We start from the raw sequence: 23,397 nt of genomic DNA on the forward strand, positions 1-23,397 counted from the left end.
ATGACGCGAGGATAGTACATGATTACTATTATAGGTGCAATTATATAAGATGTATGACTTATACAATTTGTTAACCTCTGAAATATCTGTAGTGTATCTCGTGACAATATCAGATGACGATAAAATAAAAGATGGATTGAAATAAGAGGTGTAAGTAGATAATGGATGGAATGTATGAGCAAAATCAAATGCCACATAGCAATGAAGCTGAACAATCTGTCTTAGGTGCCATTATTATAGATCCAGAACTCATTAATACTACTCAGGAAGTCTTGCTTCCTGAGTCGTTTTATAGAGGCGCCCATCAACATATTTTTCGAGCAATGATGCACCTAAATGAGGATAATAAAGAAATTGATGTTGTCACATTGATGGATCAATTATCAAGTGAAGGTAGCTTAAACGAAGCGGGTGGCCCTCAATATCTCGCCGAACTATCGACGAGTGTACCGACAACGCGAAATGTTCAGTACTATACGGATATCGTTTTTAAACATGCGTTGAAACGGAAACTTATTCAAACCGCTGATAGTATAGCGAATGATGGCTATAATGATGAATTAGAATTAGATACGATTTTAAGTGACGCCGAACGACGTATTTTAGAACTATCTTCTACAAGAGAAAGTGATGGTTTTAAAGATATTAGAGATGTCTTAGGACAGGTATACGAAACCGCAGAAGAACTTGACCAAAATAGTGGTCAAACACCAGGTATTCCGACTGGATATCGTGACTTAGACCAAATGACTGCTGGTTTTAACCGTAATGATTTAATCATTCTAGCGGCACGCCCTTCAGTAGGTAAGACTGCCTTTGCCTTAAATATTGCGCAAAAGGTTGCCACACATGAAGATATGTATACTGTCGGTATCTTCTCACTTGAGATGGGCGCCGACCAATTGGCAACACGTATGATTTGTAGTTCTGGTAACGTTGATTCCAATCGTTTAAGAACTGGGACGATGACTGAAGAAGATTGGAGTCGCTTTACGATTGCGGTAGGTAAGCTATCACGAACTAAAATCTTCATAGACGATACGCCAGGTATCCGTATCAATGATTTACGTTCTAAATGTCGTCGACTCAAACAAGAGCACGGTCTTGATATGATTGTGATTGATTATCTACAATTGATTCAAGGAAGCGGATCACGTTTCTCAGATAACCGTCAACAAGAAGTTTCAGAGATTTCACGTACACTTAAGGCGATTGCACGTGAATTAGAATGTCCAGTTATTGCACTGAGTCAGCTATCACGTGGCGTTGAACAGCGACAAGACAAACGTCCTATGATGAGTGATATTCGTGAATCTGGGTCTATAGAACAAGATGCCGACATCGTCGCTTTCTTATATCGTGATGATTATTATAATCGTGGTGAAGGTGATGAAGATGATGACGATGCTGGTTTTGAACCACAGACAAATGATGATAACGGTGAAATTGAAATCATCATCGCCAAGCAGCGTAATGGTCCAACAGGTACTGTGAAACTTCACTTTATGAAACAATACAATAAATTTACAGATATTGATTATGCTCATGCAGATATGTCATAAAAAATATTTTCCGTACAATAATTGTTATAATCTATTTATTGTACGGTTTTTATTTTGTTTTTCTCTTTTTAAAATGTGGGAAGTATGTGTATGTATTTTACTTAGACATCCTTTGAACAACTGTCATAGAAACGTTTAGAAGTGATTTTACACAGAAAATATACTGAAAGATGATGCGTTATCGAACGCTGATTAATGTTCGATTTTTATTTGCAAATTCAAAATCATATTGGTAAAATACCTAGTGGTTAAACGAGAAAAACTTGGAGGTGCTCATATGTCATCAATCGTAGTAGTTGGGACACAATGGGGAGACGAAGGTAAAGGTAAAATAACAGACTTTTTAGCAGAGCAAGCAGACGTAATTGCTAGATTTTCTGGTGGTAACAATGCGGGACATACGATTCAATTTGGTGGAGAAACTTACAAATTACACTTAGTACCATCAGGTATCTTTTATAAAGATAAATTAGCTGTAATCGGTAACGGTGTAGTTGTAGATCCAGTCGCATTATTAAAAGAATTAGATGGGTTAAATGAACGTGGCATTTCAACTGACAACCTACGTATCTCAAATCGCGCACAAGTCATTTTACCTTATCACCTAGCTCAAGACGAATATGAAGAACGTCGTCGTGGCGATAATAAAATCGGTACAACGAAAAAAGGTATCGGCCCAGCATACGTAGATAAAGCACAACGTATCGGTATTCGCATGGCAGACTTATTAGAAAAGGAAACATTCGAACGCCGACTCAAAGAAAATATTGAATATAAAAACGCATACTTTAAAGGCATGTTTAATGAAACTTGTCCAACATTCGATGAAATCTTTGACGAATATTATGCTGCAGGTCAACGTTTAAAAGACTATGTGACAGACACAGCTAAAATTTTAGACGATGCAAATGTGGCTGATGAAAAGGTATTATTCGAAGGCGCACAAGGTGTCATGTTAGATATCGACCATGGTACATACCCATTCGTTACATCTAGTAATCCAGTTGCAGGTAACGTTACAGTAGGTACAGGTGTTGGCCCAACATCAGTGTCTAAAGTGATTGGTGTATGTAAATCATATACATCTCGTGTGGGTGACGGTCCATTCCCAACTGAACTCTTTGATGAAGATGGCCATCATATTAGAGAAGTGGGTCGTGAATATGGTACAACTACTGGACGTCCACGTCGTGTAGGTTGGTTTGACTCAGTTGTATTACGTCATTCACGTCGTGTAAGTGGTATCACAGATCTTTCAATTAACTCAATCGACGTCTTAACAGGATTAGACACAGTTAAAATTTGTACTGCTTACGAATTAGATGGTGAAAAAATTACTGAATACCCAGCAAACTTAGATCAATTAAGACGTTGTAAACCTATCTTCGAAGAGCTTCCAGGTTGGACTGAAGATATTACAGGTTGCCGTAGTTTAGATGAACTCCCTGAGAATGCACGTAATTACTTAGAGCGTATTTCAGAATTATGCGGTGTCCATATTTCAATCTTCTCAGTAGGTCCAGACCGCGAACAAACGAATTTATTAGAGCAACTTTGGTAGAATAAAACGTCAAGAAAGCATGTGAGCTTTGTTTAATTAGAGCAATGAGCGAAATGATTAACATTAGTCTTAGTGCTTGCTATATGCATGAAAGTAAAAAAGCTTTCTAATTCATATCTATCAATATTTGCAGTGAATCATCTTTAAACAGGCGGCCACAACATAATGGTCGCTTGTTATTTATTTTGGAGTAGATTAATGACTTTCAATCTCCTTTTGTCCTACTCCAGTTTTATTTTAAAACAGCAATTTGAAATGAGTTTTGAATGAAATCAATGGTTTTATTCTTCTCCACAGTAAGCTTCATAGCATGATTGTGTTGGTTGATTAACGAAACAAAAATATTATTAAATTTATGTAAAAAATATCTTGTCATCAAAAGTAGAGCTATGCTATAATCTATCTTGTGCTTAAGAACGGCTCCTTGGTCAAGCGGTTAAGACACCGCCCTTTCACGGCGGTAACACGGGTTCGAGTCCCGTAGGAGTCACCATTCTAGGTCCCGTAGTGTAGCGGTTAACACGCCTGCCTGTCACGCAGGAGATCGCGGGTTCGATTCCCGTCGGGACCGTATTGCCTACCCAATAGGGTAGGCATTTTTTTATGCTTTTTTACGTACAACAATGTACCTTCACTTTATTAATCTTTCTGATTCACACTACCTACTTTTTTAACATGCAATGAAAACTTAATAATCCTATACATGCTTATATTTCTATCATTACAAACACTGTCATTACTGCACTTTTACATATACGAAAACGATAAAATATGATGATAAAGCTAAACAAAAGCGTCAAGCATATTGCAAAAGTCTAACTTATTTTGCGGAACTGTATTTCAATGGTAAAATTATAAATAATATTATTCTATAATTTTAAATACTAAAATAGAATTAACCGTTCATAAATGGTAAATTATATAATAGGTAGCTATATGTTATATAGAGAACAGAATAATAATGAAGCACTTCGAAAATTTGATATAACATTAGCAATGTAAACGAACGGAAGAACTACACTTTGAGAAAAGAGGTTTATAATATATGGCTAGAAAAGTTGTTGTAGTTGACGATGAAAAACCAATTGCTGATATTTTAGAATTTAATTTAAAAAAAGAAGGTTACGACGTATATTGCGCTTATGACGGTAATGACGCAGTAGATTTAATCTATGAAGAAGAACCAGATATCGTCTTACTTGATATCATGTTACCTGGTAGAGATGGTATGGAAGTGTGTCGTGAAGTGCGTAAAAAGTATGAAATGCCAATTATCATGCTGACAGCGAAAGATTCTGAAATTGATAAAGTTTTAGGTCTTGAATTAGGTGCAGATGATTATGTAACTAAACCATTTAGTACTCGTGAACTCATCGCACGTGTGAAAGCGAACTTACGCCGTCATTATTCACAACCAGCTCAAGAAGTAAGTGGTGCGACAAATGAAATTACAATTAAAGATATTGTGATTTATCCAGATGCATATTCAATTAAAAAACGTGGAGAAGACATTGAATTAACACATCGTGAATTCGAGCTGTTCCATTATCTTTCTAAACATATGGGTCAAGTCATGACACGTGAACACTTACTACAAACAGTGTGGGGTTACGATTATTTCGGTGATGTTCGTACTGTGGACGTAACAATTCGCCGTTTAAGAGAAAAAATTGAAGATGATCCATCTCATCCAGAATACATTGTGACACGTAGAGGCGTTGGATACTTCCTCCAACAACATGATTAGAGGGAGCGTCTTATGAAGTGGCTTAAACAACTACAATCCCTTCACACGAAACTCGTTATTGTTTATGTACTACTCATTATTATTGGTATGCAAATCATCGGTTTGTATTTTACGAATAGTTTAGAAAAGGAATTACTCGATAACTTCAAGAAGAACATAACACAATATGCGAAGCAATTAGACGTCAATATTGAAAAGGTTTATAAAGATAAAGATAAAGGTTCAGTCAACGCTCAAAAGGATATCCAAGACCTTTTGAATGAATATGCGAATCGCCAAGAAATAGGAGAAATACGCTTTATTGATAAAGACCAAATCATCATGGCAACAACTAAGCAGTCTAACCGTGGTCTTATCAATCAAAAGGTTAACGACGGTTCAGTTCAAAAGGCGCTCTCCTTAGGGCAAACGAATGATCATATGGTTCTTAAGGATTACGGAAGTGGTAAAGAGCGTGTTTGGGTATATAATATACCGGTTAAAGTCGATAAACAAACAATCGGTGATATATACATAGAATCGAAAATTAATGATGTATACAATCAGCTGAACAACATTAATCAGATATTCATCGTAGGGACAGCGATATCACTATTTATTACAGTGATACTAGGATTCTTCATTGCACGAACGATTACTAAGCCGATAACCGATATGCGTAACCAAACCGTTGAGATGTCTAAAGGTAACTACACGCAACGAGTGAAGATATACGGTAATGATGAAATCGGTGAGCTCGCGCTTGCCTTCAATAACTTATCGAAACGTGTCCAAGAAGCACAAGCGAATACAGAAAGTGAGAAACGTCGTCTAGATTCTGTTATCACACATATGAGCGATGGTATTCTTGCGACAGATCGTCGTGGACGTGTACGTATTGCAAACGACATGGCGCTGAAAATGCTCGGTCTCGCGAAAGAAGATGTCATCGGCTACTACATGCTTGGTGTCCTTAACTTAGAAAATGAATTCTCATTAGAAGAAATTCAAGAAAATAGTGATTCCTTCTTGTTAGATATTAACGAAGAAGAAGGCATTATTGCACGCGTAAACTTTAGTACGATTGTACAAGAAACAGGTTTCGTGACAGGTTACATTGCCGTACTACATGATGTCACAGAACAACAACAAGTCGAACGTGAACGTCGCGAATTCGTTGCGAATGTTTCACATGAATTACGTACACCACTGACATCGATGAATAGCTATATCGAAGCACTTGAAGAAGGTGCTTGGCAAGATAAAGAACTGGCACCATCATTCCTATCTGTCACACGCGAAGAGACTGAACGTATGATTCGTTTAGTGAATGATTTACTTCAATTATCTAAAATGGATAATGAATCAGATCAAATTACGAAAGAAATTATCGACTTCAACATGTTTATCAACAAAATTATTAACCGTCATGAAATGGCAGCGAAAGATACGACATTCGTGCGCGAAATTCCGCAGCAAACCATCTTTGCTGAAATCGATCCAGACAAGATGACACAAGTATTTGATAATGTCATTACCAATGCAATGAAATATTCACGTGGCGAGAAACGTGTTGAGTTTCATGTGAAACAAAATGCACTTTACAATCGAATGACGATTCGTATTAAAGATAATGGTATTGGAATACCGATTAACAAGGTAGATAAAATATTTGATAGATTCTATCGTGTAGATAAAGCACGTACACGTAAGATGGGTGGTACAGGACTAGGTCTAGCTATTTCCAAAGAGATTGTCGAAGCACATAACGGTCGAATTTGGGCTAACAGTGTAGAAGGACAAGGTACGTCAATCTTTATTACACTTCCTTGCGAAATCATTGAAGACGGTGATTGGGATGAATAACAAAGAACATACTAAATCAATTATTTTAGTCCTACTCGTCTTGATGAGTATCGTTTTGACATACATGGTCTGGAACTTTTCTCCAGACCTTTCAAATATTGATAACACGGATAATAGTAAAAGTGATAAGCCTAAACCACTTACTAAACCAATGACTGCAGAAATGGAAGGAACGATTACACCATTTCAAATCGTGCATTCTAGAGATGAAAAATCTCAAGGAACAGTGGCATCAGGTGCAGTCTTAGACAAGATAATTCAACCTTTAAAAAATCAAGAAGTTAAATCTGTATCACATCTGAAAAGGGAACATAACCTTGTTATACCTGAACTAAGCAACGACTTTATCGTCCTAGATTTCACTTATGATTTGCCACTTTCAACATATTTAAGTCAAGTACTCGTTATCGATGCGAAAGTGCCGAATAACTTTAATTTTGATCGCCTCCTCATCGATCAAGATCATAATAACCACGTCGTACTATATGCGATTAGTAAAGACCGTCATGAAGTAGTTAAACTTAAGACAACGATGAAAGGGAATAATGTTGACAAAGCTTTTAAAAGTATCGAACCTGACATGCAGCCCTATACGGAAATCATCACGAATAAAGATACAATCGACAAAGCAACACACGTGTTTGCACCAAGCAAACCGAAAGACTTAAAGACGTATCGCATGGTCTTCAATACGATCAGTGTTGAACGCATGAACTCAATACTATTTGATGATTCAACGATTGTTCGTAGCTCTCAAAGTGGTACGACAACATACAACAACAATACTGGTGTCGCCAACTACAATGATAAAGATGAAATGTATCATTATAAGAATTTATCTGAAGACGCGAAAAGTTCAAGCAACATGCAAGAAACCATCCCAGGCACATACGAGTTTATAAATAGTCATGGTGGCTTCTTAAATGAAGATTATCGCCTATTTAAAACAGATAATAGAACGGGGAAACTCACATATCAACGATTCCTCAACGGTCACCCAACGTTTAATAAACACAACTTCAATGAAATCCAAGTCACATGGGGGGATAAAGGCGTTTACGATTATCAACGTTCGCTACTTAAGACGGACGTCACACTGAACAGTGAAGAATCTAAATCCGTCCCCACTGTTGAGTCCGTGCGTTCTGCATTAGCCAACCATCCTGATATTGATTTTGAAAAGGTAACGAACATTGCGATTGGTTATGATATGGACGACAAGGCAAATAACGAAGATATTGAAGTTCAACGTAACTGTGAATTAATACCACGTTGGTTTGTAGAATACGATGGCAATTGGTATGCCTATAAAGATGGGAGGCTTGAATAAATGAACTGGAAACTCACGAAAACACTTTTCATTTTCGTTTTTATTCTTGTGAACATCTTTTTAGTCATCGTTTATATTGATAAAGTGAATAAATCACAAGTTAATGACTCGGAAAAGGTAAACGAGGTCAATTTTCAACAAGAAGAAATTGACGTGCCCAAGGATGTCTTGAATCAAAATGTTAAAGATACTGAACTTGAACAAATTACTGCCCGTTCAAAGAATTTCTCAAGTTATGCGAAAGATCATTCAAGCATGCAAACATCTGATTCCGATAAAACACTTGAAGGAGATATTGATAAAGGCGTTCAAGTGAGTGATAAGAACTTACAAGATATCAAAGAATACATTGCAAAGAAAATCTTTAACGGTAAAGAGTATCAATTAAGTGATTTAACTAAAGATAAAGTTACTTACGAACAAACGTATAAAGATTATCCAATTATGAATAATAGTAAAGCACGCTTAACGTTTAATTTGAGCGATGGTAAGGCGACAAGCTATAAACAGACAGCGATGGATGATATACAAGTAGCTAAAGGTTCAAATAGCACGAAGAAGCAAGTTATCACGCCGCGTAAAGCTATTGAAGCCCTTTATTACAATAGATATCTAAAGCAAAATGATCAAGTGCTAGACGCACGCTTAGGCTATTATTCAGTGGTAAAGGAAACAAACGTTCAATTACTCCAACCGAACTGGGAAATTAAAGTAAAACATAAAGGCAAGGATGAAGTTCAAACCTATTATGTAGAAGCTACAAATCATAATCCGAAAGTGATTGATTATTAGAGATTATTGATGGGTGGCGTGACGTTTGAATGAAACCGCGAAGCTATAGAATAGAAGGCTACGTTAATTTGTATTGTCTAGAGCAAGCTTTGGCGTACTTATGTTAGAAGTCATTTGTCGAACCAACGACATGTGATGAGTCACGGATTGATTATGAAGCTATATATGATGATATAAACTAAGCTTGAGACACGATGAGTGATCTCAGGCTTTTTTACGTATTGAAAGTGATTGAGTAATTAAATAGGGTGGAAATCAAAAATGATGTTGGTCGATATGTTAGATAGTTTAAGAGGATGCAATGCTAGGCTCAATATCGACGTTGTTATGAAGCGGTGTGTCGTTTTAAGAGGTGAATGACTGTCTTCGATAAACGGACTATTGGAACTCAACTTGTAAAATTGATATAGTATAATATAAAGGAAATTTAGAGGACGTGACGTTTCGATATTTGAATAACTGTATTAAAGAATGTCGAAACTTTAAAATATCTACGCAATTTAGGATAAAAAATCAACATTGAGTGAAACCCAACTTAGTCGAAGTAACTCAATAAAGCGTAAGACACTCGAGTTCCCCCGCAGCCCTATAAACAAATAACTATGGTACATATGAGAAAGGATGAGTCGCTTGATACGTATGAGTGTATTAGCAAGTGGTAGTACAGGTAACGCCACTTACGTAGAAAGTGAGAAAGGTAGCCTACTCGTCGATGTAGGTTTAACTGGCAAGAAGATGGAAGAACTTTTCAGTCAAATCGACAGAAACATTAAGGATTTAAACGGAATATTAGTGACACATGAACACATCGACCATATTAAAGGTCTTGGTGTCTTAGCACGTAAATATAAACTTCCGATTTACGCGAATGAGAATACATGGAAAGCGATAGAGAAGAAAGATAGTCGCATTCCAATGGATCAGAAATTTATCTTTAATCCATATGAAACGAAATCTCTTGCAGGATTCGATATAGAATCATTTAACGTGTCACATGATGCGATTGATCCACAATTCTACATCTTCCACAATAACTATAAGAAATTTACGATGATAACTGACACTGGTTACGTTTCAGATCGTATGAAAGGTATGATTCAAGGTAGTGATGTCTTTATGTTTGAAAGTAATCACGACGTCGATATGTTACGCATGTGTCGTTATCCATGGAAGACGAAACAACGTATTTTAAGTGATATGGGTCACGTATCCAATGAAGACGCAGGCCTTGCGATGAGTGATGTCATTACAGGTAATACGAAACGTATATACCTCTCTCATTTATCACAAGATAATAATATGAAAGACCTCGCACGCATGAGTGTTGGACAAGTGCTCAACGAACACGATATCGATACAGAGAAAGAAGTGTTGCTCTGCGATACCGATAAAGCGCAAGCCACACCGATTTATACACTATAATTGAATAGAGGTAAGACAAACGACCTACTTAAGTATTGCGCTTAAGTAGGTTATTTTTTTAAAAGTGGTCAGGAGAAGTGCAGGGAATGATTACGTGTTAGTTTAAATGGGCTAGTGCATGAACGATTGATTTAGCAATTTTTTAATAAAATGAAAATGTATCACGTTCGAGGGCAAGCGATGTCTTACACGCTTTGTGATTTATATTACATTTCCTAATTGATAAAAAAGTAATGTTGTAAAAATATGAATAAATAAAATATTAAGACTCTCATAAAAGCTTAAATATAAAGTTACAATTTAAAAACATTTATAAATTGTAACAAAATAAAAATTGACATTTAAATAATATTTAAATATATTGTATTTATAGTTAGTGGTTATACTATTTAATATAAAAGTGAGTTTTTATGTTCAAAACATGTATGATTCAACGCAATAAATGATCTACCAATGCTTTCACCGTTATTTTGTAACACAAAGCAATGACATATGAGACTTTATCAAGTCAATATCATCATAGTTAATATGAATTCATTTAATTGATCACATGCTTAATTGAGGTGAAAGCAAATTACTCACATATTTGATTGAATGTCGTAGTGATGATTGATGAGACTCAGGTAGGGGTGATATATATACTGTTAAATGATAGCTCACTTACATAAAGATAATGATGATATTAATTTAGGGTTAAAAAGATGCGTGTGGAAAACTAGGATATCAATGATGATATATGTAGTAAGTGAGTCTAAAAGGTCTGAAATATAGGGAATAATTGTAAAAATAACGTTAAGACGACCGTAAAGTTATCCACTGATTAGGCAACAGTTATCCAGAAATGTGTACAATGCACACATAAATACCCACATTATTCACAGACTTATCCACAAATTCACAAGATATTTCTTTAAATCTGTGTATAATTCTTAAAAAACACTAAGAAAATGTTAATTCAATTGTTATACTAAGAGGGAAACGTGTGCACAAGTGTATAACTTGTGGATAACTCGGATAAATTATGTGCTTTTGGAGGATAAAATGAAAATTACTATTTTATCAGTTGGAAAACTAAAAGAAAAATATTGGAAGCAAGCCATTGCAGAATATGAAAAAAGATTAGGACCTTACACGAAAATCGAATTAATAGAAGTACCAGATGAAAAAGCACCTGAAAACATGAGCGACAAAGAAATCGAACAAGTCAAAGAAAAAGAAGGCCAACGCCTACTTAATAAGATTAAACCCCAATCTACAGTAATCACGTTGGAAATCAAAGGGAAAATGTTGTCTTCAGAAGGACTAGCTAAAGAACTACAAACACGCATGACACAAGGTCAAAGCGACTTTACATTTGTCATAGGTGGCTCCAATGGTCTACACCAAGACGTCTTACAACGCAGCAACTATGCTTTATCATTCAGCAATATGACCTTCCCACACCAAATGATGCGCGTCATATTGATTGAACAAATTTATCGCGCATTTAAGATCATGAGAGGCGAAGCGTATCACAAATAAAACTAAAAAATAGGTTGTGAAAAACGGAAATATTTATTGATAAAAAGCCACAATCTCATGTTAAGATTGTGGCGCTAAAATTTAATACTGTAAATTTTAGTTTTTATAAATATCATTATAAATTTCAAATGCTTCATTAATTTCTTCATTCAATGTGGTTTTCAATGAAGTATCTATATAATTAGGTCCAAATTCATAGAATAGCAAACCATGTTCAACAGATAAAATATCAGTTTTAGAGGTAGAACTAGTGTCTTTAGGGTATAAAATAATAACCTTTGTAATAACCGTATGGTTATTTTTTCTAATATGTTTAGCACCTGCTAAATGTAATAAAGATCTTGGAGAATCTCTGTAAGCAAGTAATTGTTTAAGAGAACCCTTTTTATCATTGGTTATATTTTTCAGTTTTCTGTACTTAGCATCTATGGGTATACTTTTTAAATATATATCCTCTACAAAAATATCAATTCTAATATCAGGTTTATTTTTTTTGTTCGCAGTATAAAGTGGATTTATTAAATCAGTTTCAGAACTTTTATATTTAAGTAGTGCATTATAATGGATATTTAAAGTGATTTCTGCTTTTTTCATAGTTACATAAGTACCTTCATCGAGATCATTTTGGATGTCACCGTTAAAAATCCAACCTTTTACAGGAATAAAGCCACTACTTTTTAATATTTCAATTATATTGATATAACACCAGATTTCATATAATTCATCTGTTTTCTTCCATGAATTTAATACTTGATCTGAAAAAATGAAATCAAAATTGCTTTTATTAAATTCTACATACCATGTATATAATAAATTATAATTTTTATTCATAAGAGAAGACTGAGTTGGTATTATATTGTTTTTATAAGAAACTTGATTATACCATTCAGTACTTCTTAATTTTATTATTAAATTTTTAATTATATTTATATTTTTTTTAGATTGCTTTAAATTGTACTTAGTAATTTTGTTTTTTTTAATTTCATTACTATATTGCAAATTGCATTTAGATGTCTCATTTTTAATTTTTAAAATAATTTCTTTATCAATTGAATTTATTTCTTTTAATAAAAACTCTACTACAAATTTCAACCACATATTTTCTGGAATGTTAAAATTAACAAGTCTTTTATAAGTGTACAAGTATTGTTTTTTATTTGGATATTTAGATGAATATTTAAAAGTATTTTTATCGACAGGTGGTTGTGTATTTTTAGATGCCCAATGATGTTTTTTTTGAATTGTTAGTCTAGGGTTTGCTATTAATTGATTTATAGAATTAATAATTTTTATATAGTATTTATTAATGAAATTAATTTTGTTGTGTAAATTATTATCTTTTTTACTTTGAATAACTTTAACGTTATTTTTATTGATAAATGAATTTGCTAAACCATTTAAGTAATTATTTACGTCTTCGTATAAATATTTCCATTCTTCCTCAGTAAAATCTTTGGGAACTATTTTAATAATTGCATACTCAGTTTTTTCATTGACCAAAGTTAATAAATAATAACCAGGAACTAGTACATTTTGATCATTAGTACTAGTGTAATTAATTATATCTAGTGTAGCGTTTGAAAGATAACTTTCTCCCTTTTCATCAATTTTTAACACATCATCTACGATAATATCAAAACCATTGAAATATAGTTTTTCATTATAATTAGTAGATGTATGGCGAAACTTCATAGAGTGATATTCTTTAAAGGATAATACGTCTTTTTCAAAATTTATATCTTTTATTGATTCTTTGAATACAATATTAAAAACATTTTCTCGGTTTCCATTACTAACAATTATATCTAAGTTAGAATGTAAATCCATTTAAATATAACTCCTTAGATTTATTTAAAATTACCTTTTTAGAATTTGTGAAATCAGAGATATTTTTATATTTATCCATCAATGCTAATAAATTAGAAGAAGTTACTGAATTATTATTAGGATTATATGAACCTATTAATAATTCAAGTTCTTCTCTTGAACCTCTGATTTTTGATAAAATTCTCTGGATAACCTGAAAGTCTAAACCTTCTCCATAACTTAAAATTCCTTCATAATTAGGAATGTTTTTTAAGTAATAATCAATATGTTTTATGACTCTAGGTCCTATACCAGATTGATTGTTTATATTTAATAAAGTATTGTGCATTTCTTGTAAGAAATCAATAGTATCATTATCTAGATCAATAGTTTTACTATTTTTAAAGAAACTTTTAATATATTCTTGTTCGAAGGAAATACCTTCTGTCGTTTTGATTTTTTCAATGTTAGTAATTTCAACTAACTGTTTAAAGGGCATTACTTCTAAAGTGATTAAATCTGCTCTATCTAGTACTTTATTTGAAAAATGATAAGTCGATTCGTCTATATTAACAGTGCCTACAAATCTAACATTTTTTCCAATAGTAATTTCATGATTATATTTAGAGGAATTATATAATTTGCCACCTAATTCTTTATTATATAATTGTAGTTTACGATTTTCTACATCTGATTCTAGTAAAGATAAAAATTGAGAAAAGTAATGTTCTATACGAGCTAAATTCATTTCATCAAAACAAATTATAAATAATTTGTCAGGATTAAGTTTTGCTTGAATAAGGGTTTCTATTAAACCATGATCATCAGGTCTATAAATCATATTTAATGTATCTGCATAACCAATAATGTCTGAGTCTTCAGACCAACTTGGACTGACCGGTATAAATTTAAAATTATCTTTTAGACCTAAAGAATTTGCATAGGCTTTAATCAATTTTGACTTTCCTGTTCCACTCATACCTGATAAAATAACTAATTTTGAAGTCTTCATTGCAGTGTGAAAATTCAAAATATCTTTTGGACTATAAACTAAATTTTCATTAGAAAGTTTATTCATGAAGTGTTTTAAAAATTTTCTTTCTAGTTCATCATTTTCAGTCTTTTTATCAGTTTCTAGTTCAATAATATTCTCAGTGTCTTTTAAAATCTTATCTTCAATTTTTTGAATTAAGGCAGTTGTTATAAATGCTATATTATTTTTATTTATAATTAAACTTTTGTAATCTTCTTCTTCTAATTTGAAAAAGTGTATTTTTTTATCGAAATTAAATGAAATCCCACTGTCTTCACTAAGTTCAAATGATTTGATTTCTCCTATTGCGAATATGTCATTATCATCATCTTCATAAAAAATTATTTCAGGAGTATCATCTAGTTCTTTAGATGTATGTAAATTGTTTCTAAATTTTAAATTTTTAGATAAATCATTTAAAAAACTATCTATATCTTTTGATGCATTAATTTTATTGAATATTGGCACTGGGTGTAATACATCCGTGTACTCGATTTTTGATGGTCGAGGTAATATTTGTTTAATATGTCCATTATAAAAATATTTGTTAAGAATTGTGTAGTCTTCCTTTTGTTCTACATTTAGGCAAATAAATTTATCATGTATAAAATTATAAAAGTCATTTATTCTTTCAGTTTGAGATTTGCTTGTGTCATCTTTATATGAATCATATAAACTAGTCGAAAAGCAAGCTATATACTTAGTTTTGTTATCTAAATTTGGATAATCATAAGGTGTTGTTGATATTAATTTTATATAAAATTGAATGAAATCATTAGAGTTTATGAAGATATTTTCTTTATTATAAGCTTTACTAATCTCCTCTTCTGTAGCAAGAATACCAATAAGGTCAACTTTTTCCCAATTATTTTTCATTTTTTCATTCTCCTTTTATTATTTTTATATATTCATCTTTATTATTTATAAAAATTGCGTGTGTTTGTTTTTTAATTTTTCGAGATGAGTATGAAGTAACACCGAATCTTACCACATAGAATTTTGAATTTTCATTATTATAATTATTTATAAAGTTATCGATTTCATCTTCGTTATAAAAACATATATCTTCAGTACTTTCTAATTTCCATAAATCTGGAGCTCCAATTATATTGATTTTAGTATCATTAATATTTTCAGAATGAAGGGAATTATTATCTTTTGGGTAAGGTTGTTCTTTTAATTGCTCTAATTCGATTATTTTATTTTGTAAGACTTCTTTTTTCTCATTTAATTCGTCATTTTTAACTTTAATTGCTTCATTTAATTTTATAGTTAAGTCTTCGTATTTTTTGATTTTTTTTTCTGCCTCTTTATTCAATTTAAGTAGTTCATCTATTTTTTTATCTTTAATTTGTAACTTTGATTCTAAAGACTGTATTATATTTCTTAAAACGAATTCTTTATCTTTATTTTTATCCGAATTTTCATATTTTATTGGTGAATTATCTATAACAAAATTACTTATAATTTTTTCAGTTAATTCACCATATTTGTCATTTTCAAATATAGTAATTAAACCATTAAAATCTTTATTATATTTTTCAGAAATTTTATCAAATGATAATAAATAGTCTAAGTTGTGTTCATTTTTTATGTTACTTTTAATGATATTTGTAATTTTATTAATGTTTTGTGTAGTTGCAATTTGATTGGAAATATATTTTTCATTTTGTTCAAGTAAATCAATAGTTATATTTGAAAAGCCTTTAATTTTTAAATCATAATTTTTAATTATTTTAAATTTATCTTCAGTATCTTGAATTTTAAATAATTCTTTTATAGCTTTTGATTTTTGCATTGCTTTGCTCCTTTCCTAAAAGTAAGTAATTAGAAAATCAATTATACAAATACTCCTTTCAAAGATATAAATTTTCTATATGTTCTTTATTAATAATATCTCTATAAATGAAAATTATCTACATTTTTTCAACCATTAGTATACAATCAAAATAGTAAAACCTATACAGCAGTTGTATAAAATAAATAATAAGCGTTTTAATTTATATAAATATATTGCTCTTACAAAAAAATTAATAGAAAGTTGAGATTATGACGAAAAATACTTTTAGAGAAAGAATTCAAAAAACATATACAAAAAAAGATCTTGAGAAAGCTTTAGGTCTTAAAAACAAAGCTCAATTGCAGAAACGAATTGATAAATTAGTTGATATTTATAAGGTTGATATGAAGAAATTTCAAAAAAATTCTGGCGAAAGTGAAAGAGCGGCTTATAGTTTCAATGGGATTGCTTTTGATATATTATGTGTCTTATTAAATAATATGACAGATGATATGCTCCCTAAAGCAATAACAGATGAAGACGTAAAGTTAAGAAAAAATGCGATAGAGCATATCGATATTGACCAATATGCACATTTTATTAAAAGCATTAAAAATGATATAGATAAAATTGAATTTAAGCCATTAAGATTACATATACATGCACAAAAAGCATACCAAGATGTAAAAAAGGTGTTTGATTCAGGCAGTAAAATAAACGATAAGTTACAATTAGCTTCTGAAGTAATGAGTCAATTACCTATAGATAAACAAGTGGAATTAAGTGACAAAATTGCACTTGCTATACATGAAACTATTTATTCTACATTCGCAGAGATCAAGTATAATGAAAGGATTGCTGAGCATAATCAAACAAGTGAAAACTCAAGTCAGTATGATTTTAGATTTAACTATTTCGTAAATCAATTAACTGATAATGTAATAACAGAAGATATAAATGAAGAAAAAGCCTTTATATATGATAATGATGAACAATTAGATTGGTTATTGGTTAACATACTAAATAAAGTTCAACGGGCTGCTGATGGTTGGGGGATGAGAAACGCTAAGCCTCATCATAGAACACAAAAGTTTAGAGATATTGAACATTATTTCCTTAGAGATGTATCGAAAATGATAAATAAAGAGCTTAACAAAAAGGAAAACTTAAATAAACAATCTAAAAAATATGACTTCGATAATAAGATAAAGGTCATTAATGACAATATTGAGTTTTTTAATGAGGATGAACAAATTAGAAAGCATTTACTAGAGTTACGTAAACGATTAGACTTTCATTCTGCAGCAGTATTAAATCAGAAAAATCATTCACACATAGGCAATGAAATGTTCCAATATTTTATGGATGATATGCAACAAGTTGTAACATTGATAGACCGATACATTAATAAGACTGAACATTATAATGATATGAAAAATGGCTATATTAATGAATATAAATCATTTTATAATGCATATAATAATGAAATTGAAGTGACTAAGACATACGAAAATAACATCCCAATGGCAATGTTAATGAAACAATTTAAGAATCAACTGTTAAAAAGAAGGAATAACCGGAAAAGCTCTAATTGAAGTTAAGTAGAAAATTAATAAATATTTGGTAAGAGTCCGGGACATAAAGTTCTTGGATAAGTGAAAAAAAGACAATTTCTATTGAAATAATATAGAAATTGTCTTTTTTATAAATTTTTTGATTATTTTCAGCTCGTTGAGCTACTACTTTTCTTATATTAAGTGCCATTAATACAAAACCAAGTTCTCTTTTGACTTTATTGAGTCCTCGGACAGACATCCGAGTGAAACCCAAAATAGCCTTCATAAATCCAAAAACAGGTTCCACATCAATTTTTCTTTGACTGTAGATATTTTTTGTTTCTGGTTCTGAAAGCTTTTTGTTAATTTGGGATTTAAAATATTCCCAGTTATAATTCTTCATTATTTTTTTGTTTGTTTTTGAATTGAAGTTCATACATTGATTTTTCAGAGGACATTCTGAACAATCATCACATTCATATAATTTGAAGTCTCGCTTATAACCATACTTATCATGACGATAGGCATATCTTTTAAAACCTAGCCGTTTATTATTCGGACAAATGAATTCGTCATTAATTTCGTCATAGTTCCAATTTTGAGTATTAAAGATGTCACTTTTATATTTTTTAGTTTTATCTTTTATAAACATTCCATATGTTATGAGTGGCGTTCGATTAAAGTCATCTATAATTGCCTTATAATTTGATTCACTACCATAACCTGCATCAGCTACAATATATTCAGGTAAATGACCGTAGGTCTCTTGAATTGAATTTAAAAATGGAATCATCGTTCTAGTATCCGTTGGATTTTGATACACATTATAAGATAAAACAAATTGGGAATTTGTCGCTATTTGTAAATTATACCCTGGCTTAAGTTGTCCATTTTTCATGTGATCTTCTTTCATTCTCATAAATGTCGCATCATGATCTGTCTTAGAATAACTATTTCTATCCTTTAAAATAGATTTTTGAAATTCGTATCGATACTTTCGCTCAAAATAATCATTGATTTGCTTTTTGTATTTTTTGATTTTAGTTCTTTTGAGACGTATTTGTTTTCTTGTTTTAGTACATTTTTCATTGTTGATATGTTGGTTTAAATCTTCGATTTCTTTATCTAAGTGACTACCAATCAAATCTATTTCTTCTTTTGTTAATTCATTATCATGATCTTTTTTAATTTCCGGTATGATTTTATTGGTTACCAATTCATGGTAGAGGGCTTTAGAATCCTCATTCATCTTTGATTCATGGTTTTGAATACTCTTTTTCCATACAAATGTATATCGATTGGCATTTGCTTCAATTTTTGTACCATCAATAAAAATAGCTTTATCATCTATAAGATTTTGTTTTACACACTGACTGTAAAATTGAATAAATAAAGATTCTAATAAAGCATCTACTTTTGGATTTACTCTAAATCGATTAATTGTTTTATAAGAAGGTTTTTGATTTTGTGATAGCCACATCATTCGGATGCTATCATTAAGCATTTTTTCTATTTTACGACCTGAGAATACAGATTGTGTGTAGGCATATAGAATCACTTTTAACATCATTTTAGGATGGTACGAAGTTGCACCACGGTGATGTCTGAATTCGTCGAATTCATTGTCATGAATTGTTTCAACAATATCATTTACATGTCGTGAAATATCATTTGTGGGGATAAGAACTGAAGTTTCCATTGGTAGAGTAAGTTGAGTCATGTTATAATTTTTATACATAAGGCACCTCGTTAATTTAGTTTAGTGATGTTTATTAAATTATACGAAAGTGCTTTATTTTTTTAAAGTATTACAATGTAAAATTACATATAAATACAAAGTATTTTGGCGAGACTCTTGAGGGAACAGGACAAGCTGAAGACTACAGGCTGAAGCTGTCCCCTAAGAAAGCGAGCCAACAATACGGAGTATTGTAAATAAAGAAGCCAGTAAATGAATTTGTTAAAACTCATTTACTGGCTATTTCTCTAGGGTTTATGTCCCAGACTCTTATTTATTTGGTGGAATTTTTTTTGAAATTTTTTGCCACTTCATCAATGACCTCTATTTAGTATTAGGATTGTCTTATCAAAACGTTTTGAACAAATTTTAAGTTGAAAGTGAGCGCGCCACTTTCAACCATAAAGGAGAAGATTTACATGGAGACAAGAGACAAACTGATGTCATTGACTCAAAGTGACAAAACACAGCAATGGCTAATGGACAAGTCATCTAACCAAGATGACATTCAACAATTGCAGCAACAATTCAGCCAGCAGTTAGATCAAAAATATAATGCACTTTTAGCTGACGACCAAGCTAAGTTAGACCAATATGTGGAAGTACATCAAGGATTGGAAGCATTAAAGGAAGAGATTGAATCAGAATCCATTAAATTTAATATCGAAAAATTACCCGATATCAAAGCAACAATGCTTGAAAGAGCCAAGACTGATGAACATTCTGATAAGATCGAAAACCTATTTGATAGGTTAGAACAGGCATTAAATGGTTCGAATCGATTATATACGCAATTATCGTTGATTGGTACACGGACACATCGAATCACAACTAAAAATTTTAATATCCAAGGCTTACCAAAATCAGTCCAACGTATGATTTTACCTTCACAATTCAAAAAGGTATATACAATCGATTTCAAGTCATTTGACCCTTCGGTTGTTGGATACATGACGCAAGATTCTAAACTGATTGACTATTTGAATCATAAAGAAGGTTTATATGACGCATTACTAGAAGATTTATCATTGTCCAAAAAGGAGAAAAAGTTCGTTAAACGTGCATTTATTGGTTCATTTCTATTTGGCGGCAACTTCGATAGTCCTAAATTTAAGTTGAAACAATATGTAAGTGAAGTGCAATGGTTGGATGCGGTCAGCCAATTTACAAAAGTCAATGAACTTAAGAAACAAATCGAAGAGCATAAAACCATGCCGATGCCCTACGGCATTGAACATGATATGAGCGCATTTCAAGGTAGTAGTATTATGGCAATTTACGTACAAACGGTAGCGAGCTATATTTTCAAGCACATTTTGTTGGAAGTGTACAAAGTACAGTGCGAACAAAAAACGTTCAAGATTATAGTGCCGATACACGATGCGATTATGATTGAATGTGATGATGAAGTAACTGCACGTGATGTTGCTCAGCTAATGAAAAGTACAGCTAACCAGTTGTTCAATGATGAATTTGCACATGTGACAGTGGAAGAACTCGGAGGTGAGGGCCATGAATAATGATAGAGGACAAAGTTTACAAATACCAAGTAGTACATCACTCAAAGAAAATTATATATATGTAGCTACGTTATATTCTGTGAGAGAAACAAATTTCTCAGGTGATGTGAAACATCAATTCACATATGAAATTGAAGTGAATAATCAGATCGTATATGTGAATCGTAATATCTCAACACAAAAGACAGCTAAGCAGTTGTCAATCAATGATTGGCTTAAACGTCACAGTAATTATAGCTCCACTCATGAGAATTATGACCCTTACATTGATAGAAAGCATTTAATCCATGTAAGTTGCTTTAACGGTAATTACTATGTACAAGATGTAGCATCATTAAATGAAGATGGAGGATTATTATAATGAATCATATATTACAAATGTTATCTAAGCTATTAAGTGTGGCTAAGGAGGCAATCGACCGTCAAGGTCTGATTGCTATCCTAACCATTAGTGTTGGAAATGATGATGAAATAGACAAGTCTGAACAAGCTATAACGGTGTATAACGAGCTTATCGATAAGCTACAGCTTAACATTCCTAAAGATGTCGACTATAGACCTAACATATACAGTTATTTTGGCATTCATAAAAAGCCAAATGACACAATATTAGTGGAAATGATGATAAGTATTTTTCATATCAAGCGTTTTGATTCAGAGTTGTTTATTTTCAAAGATATAGGTTGGCAAAAGGTAAATGAAGATGAATTACAAGGGTTGATATCTAAAATGATACAAGTGTTGTTAATAGATTATAAACCTTCACTAAGTACTCTGACAAACATAGTGAAAGGCTTACAAAAATCAACAGATGTAGAAGAGCTTATTGAGGATAAGCAGTATATTGGTTGCGGTCCTAGCATGTTTAATCTAAATACATTTGAAGTTGTTAAAAATTGTATAGATATATTCCCTAAAACACGCTTGAATATAGAAATAGATAAAGGTGATGTTATAAATGAAAATATACCTGACCACTTCAGTAAATACATGCTAGAGCTTGCTAACTTTGATACCGATTTAAAGCACTTTCTGATACAGCATACAGCAATACTTCTTACTGCTAATACCAAACTACGAAGAGGTTTGATTCTCTATGGCGCTGCTAATAATGGAAAATCAGTATATATAAAGTTGTTGAAATCATTCTTTCATCAAAATGACGTTATATCAAAAACGCTAAACGAACTTGGTGGACGTTTTGATAAAGAAAGCTTAATTGGGAAACGATTAATGGCAAGTGATGAAATTGGTGAGGCAAGAATCAATGAGAAGGTAGTAAATGACTTTAAGAAGTTACTTTCAGTTGAACCTATCCATGTTGATAGAAAGGGACAGACACAAGTAGAAGTCACATTAGATTTAAAACTGATTTTTAATACTAATGCTGTACTAAACTTTCCATCTGAGCACGCAAAAGCATTAGAGCGTAGAATTGCTGTTATTCCATGTGAATATTATGTTGAAAAAGCTGACCCCGACTTAATTGAAAAGTTACAGGATGAAAAGAAAGAAATCTTTCTTTACTTGATGTATGTGTATGAGCAAATTGTAAAAAATGATACCGAGTACCTCCAAAATGATCGTGTTACTGAAATTTCTCATGATTGGTTAAATTTTGGATATAAATTTGTTCCTAGTAGATCAGCAAGTGTTGCAAACCAGAAAGTCGGAATAAATTTAATGAAAAGATTAATAAAAAAAGAAACAAAGTCTCGTGTCAAAGTATCCGAACTTAATGATGTAATCAAAGAAGAAATTGTCTTAAGTTCTAAAGTTATTAACGATTTAATGAAAGATAACTTTGATGCACAAATTAAGAAATATAATGGTTATGATTATTGGATTAATTTCGCCTGGAAAGACGATGATAAAGTAATGCGTAATCTTTCTGAGGTAGATAATATCATTAAATTTGATAAAGATCAGAGTATTGCAGATACTGACGCTTTCTATGAAGAGAATTTGGACTTTGATTGGGAGGACTTTGACGATGAATAATGAACAGATTGAAGCATTTGTAGAAGTGCTTGTGCCTATCATAGAAGAATGTATCAATAAAGGTAAGTAATCTAATTACGTACTACAGGCAACTGCCTGTAGTACTCATATGATTAAGTGGTAAAAGTGATAAAAATGAAATGAAACGAAATTATAAATATATATTATCTATATGTTGTTACA

At 31.9% G+C, this 23,397-nt stretch carries 15 protein-coding genes, 2 tRNA genes and 1 pseudogene; 14 read left to right on the forward strand and 4 right to left on the reverse strand.

Annotated features, from left to right (window positions below):
* The first annotated feature begins 161 nt into the window (after positions 1 to 161).
* From dnaB to rlmH, 10 genes are all read left to right on the forward strand, one after another.
* Positions 162 to 1,562 (forward strand): replicative DNA helicase, encoded by a 1,401-nt coding sequence (gene dnaB / locus NST35_RS00080; RefSeq protein WP_001831779.1) that lies wholly within the window; start codon positions 162 to 164, stop codon positions 1,560 to 1,562.
* A gap of 277 nt (positions 1,563 to 1,839) precedes the next feature.
* Positions 1,840 to 3,123: an adenylosuccinate synthase gene (locus NST35_RS00085; protein WP_002455931.1), complete on the forward strand. Its 1,284-nt coding sequence runs from the start codon at positions 1,840 to 1,842 to the stop codon at positions 3,121 to 3,123.
* A gap of 418 nt (positions 3,124 to 3,541) precedes the next feature.
* Positions 3,542 to 3,616 (forward strand) — tRNA-Glu (locus NST35_RS00090).
* 5 nt (positions 3,617 to 3,621) lie between these two features.
* Positions 3,622 to 3,694 (forward strand) — tRNA-Asp (locus tag NST35_RS00095).
* Between the two features lie 474 nt (positions 3,695 to 4,168).
* Positions 4,169 to 4,870, forward strand: a complete 702-nt coding sequence (yycF, locus tag NST35_RS00100) for a response regulator YycF (protein WP_001831816.1) — start codon at positions 4,169 to 4,171, stop codon at positions 4,868 to 4,870.
* Between the two features lie 12 nt (positions 4,871 to 4,882).
* Positions 4,883 to 6,715 carry a cell wall metabolism sensor histidine kinase WalK gene (walK, locus tag NST35_RS00105; protein ID WP_002437327.1) on the forward strand — a complete coding sequence of 611 codons (1,833 nt, stop codon included), beginning with the start codon at positions 4,883 to 4,885 and terminating at the stop codon, positions 6,713 to 6,715.
* Entirely contained in the window at positions 6,708 to 8,045 is a 1,338-nt protein-coding gene (locus NST35_RS00110; protein ID WP_002490391.1) for a YycH family regulatory protein, read from the forward strand. The genes walK and NST35_RS00110 overlap by 8 nt, the downstream gene beginning before the upstream one ends.
* Positions 8,046 to 8,837: a two-component system regulatory protein YycI gene (locus tag NST35_RS00115; RefSeq protein WP_002447629.1), complete on the forward strand. Its 792-nt coding sequence runs from the start codon at positions 8,046 to 8,048 to the stop codon at positions 8,835 to 8,837.
* A 621-nt stretch (positions 8,838 to 9,458) separates the two neighbouring features.
* Entirely contained in the window at positions 9,459 to 10,259 is an 801-nt protein-coding gene (locus tag NST35_RS00120; protein ID WP_002447628.1) for an MBL fold metallo-hydrolase, read from the forward strand.
* Between the two features lie 1,041 nt (positions 10,260 to 11,300).
* Complete coding sequence (gene rlmH, locus NST35_RS00125; RefSeq protein WP_002458513.1) at positions 11,301 to 11,780, forward strand: 23S rRNA (pseudouridine(1915)-N(3))-methyltransferase RlmH; 480 nt, start codon at positions 11,301 to 11,303, stop codon at positions 11,778 to 11,780.
* Positions 11,781 to 11,876: 96 nt separating this feature from the next.
* Here the strand turns inward: rlmH and NST35_RS00130 are convergent, their stop codons facing one another.
* Genes NST35_RS00130 through NST35_RS00140 form a run of 3 tightly spaced genes read right to left on the reverse strand, consistent with a single transcriptional unit; the run spans position 11,877 to position 16,417 of the window.
* A complete protein-coding gene (locus NST35_RS00130) occupies positions 11,877 to 13,607 on the reverse strand; it encodes a DUF2357 domain-containing protein (protein ID WP_011274427.1) in 1,731 nt (576 codons plus the stop codon).
* Positions 13,591 to 15,495 (reverse strand): McrB family protein, encoded by a 1,905-nt coding sequence (locus NST35_RS00135; protein WP_078069838.1) that lies wholly within the window; start codon positions 15,493 to 15,495, stop codon positions 13,591 to 13,593. Before NST35_RS00135 ends, NST35_RS00130 begins: the two co-directional genes overlap by 17 nt.
* Before the next feature lie 4 nt (positions 15,496 to 15,499).
* Positions 15,500 to 16,417 (reverse strand): hypothetical protein, encoded by a 918-nt coding sequence (locus tag NST35_RS00140; RefSeq protein ID WP_031796873.1) that lies wholly within the window; start codon positions 16,415 to 16,417, stop codon positions 15,500 to 15,502.
* A 251-nt stretch (positions 16,418 to 16,668) separates the two neighbouring features.
* Between NST35_RS00140 and NST35_RS00145 the strand changes: the two genes are divergently transcribed.
* A complete protein-coding gene (locus NST35_RS00145) occupies positions 16,669 to 17,994 on the forward strand; it encodes a DUF6038 family protein (protein WP_031869692.1) in 1,326 nt (441 codons plus the stop codon).
* On the opposite strand, the pseudogene NST35_RS00150 reads toward NST35_RS00145, so the two are convergent.
* Positions 17,959 to 19,693 (reverse strand): annotated as a pseudogene (locus tag NST35_RS00150) (IS1182 family transposase). The gene NST35_RS00145 and the pseudogene NST35_RS00150 sit on opposite strands and share 36 nt — an antisense overlap.
* A 419-nt stretch (positions 19,694 to 20,112) precedes the next feature.
* On the opposite strand from NST35_RS00150, the gene NST35_RS00155 reads away from it, so the two are divergent.
* Genes NST35_RS00155 through NST35_RS00165 form a run of 3 tightly spaced genes read left to right on the forward strand, consistent with a single transcriptional unit; the run spans position 20,113 to position 23,214 of the window.
* A complete protein-coding gene (locus tag NST35_RS00155; RefSeq protein WP_083553765.1) occupies positions 20,113 to 21,213 on the forward strand; it encodes a hypothetical protein in 1,101 nt (366 codons plus the stop codon).
* Positions 21,206 to 21,574: a hypothetical protein gene (locus NST35_RS00160; protein WP_083553766.1), complete on the forward strand. Its 369-nt coding sequence runs from the start codon at positions 21,206 to 21,208 to the stop codon at positions 21,572 to 21,574. Before NST35_RS00155 ends, NST35_RS00160 begins: the two co-directional genes overlap by 8 nt.
* Positions 21,574 to 23,214 carry a DUF5906 domain-containing protein gene (locus NST35_RS00165; RefSeq protein ID WP_340747216.1) on the forward strand — a complete coding sequence of 547 codons (1,641 nt, stop codon included), beginning with the start codon at positions 21,574 to 21,576 and terminating at the stop codon, positions 23,212 to 23,214. The genes NST35_RS00160 and NST35_RS00165 overlap by 1 nt, the downstream gene beginning before the upstream one ends.
* The last annotated feature ends 183 nt before the right edge of the window (positions 23,215 to 23,397 follow it).

Source organism: Staphylococcus sp. FSL W8-0304, assembly GCF_038006565.1.
Taxonomy (GTDB): Bacteria; Bacillota; Bacilli; order Staphylococcales; family Staphylococcaceae; genus Staphylococcus; species Staphylococcus epidermidis.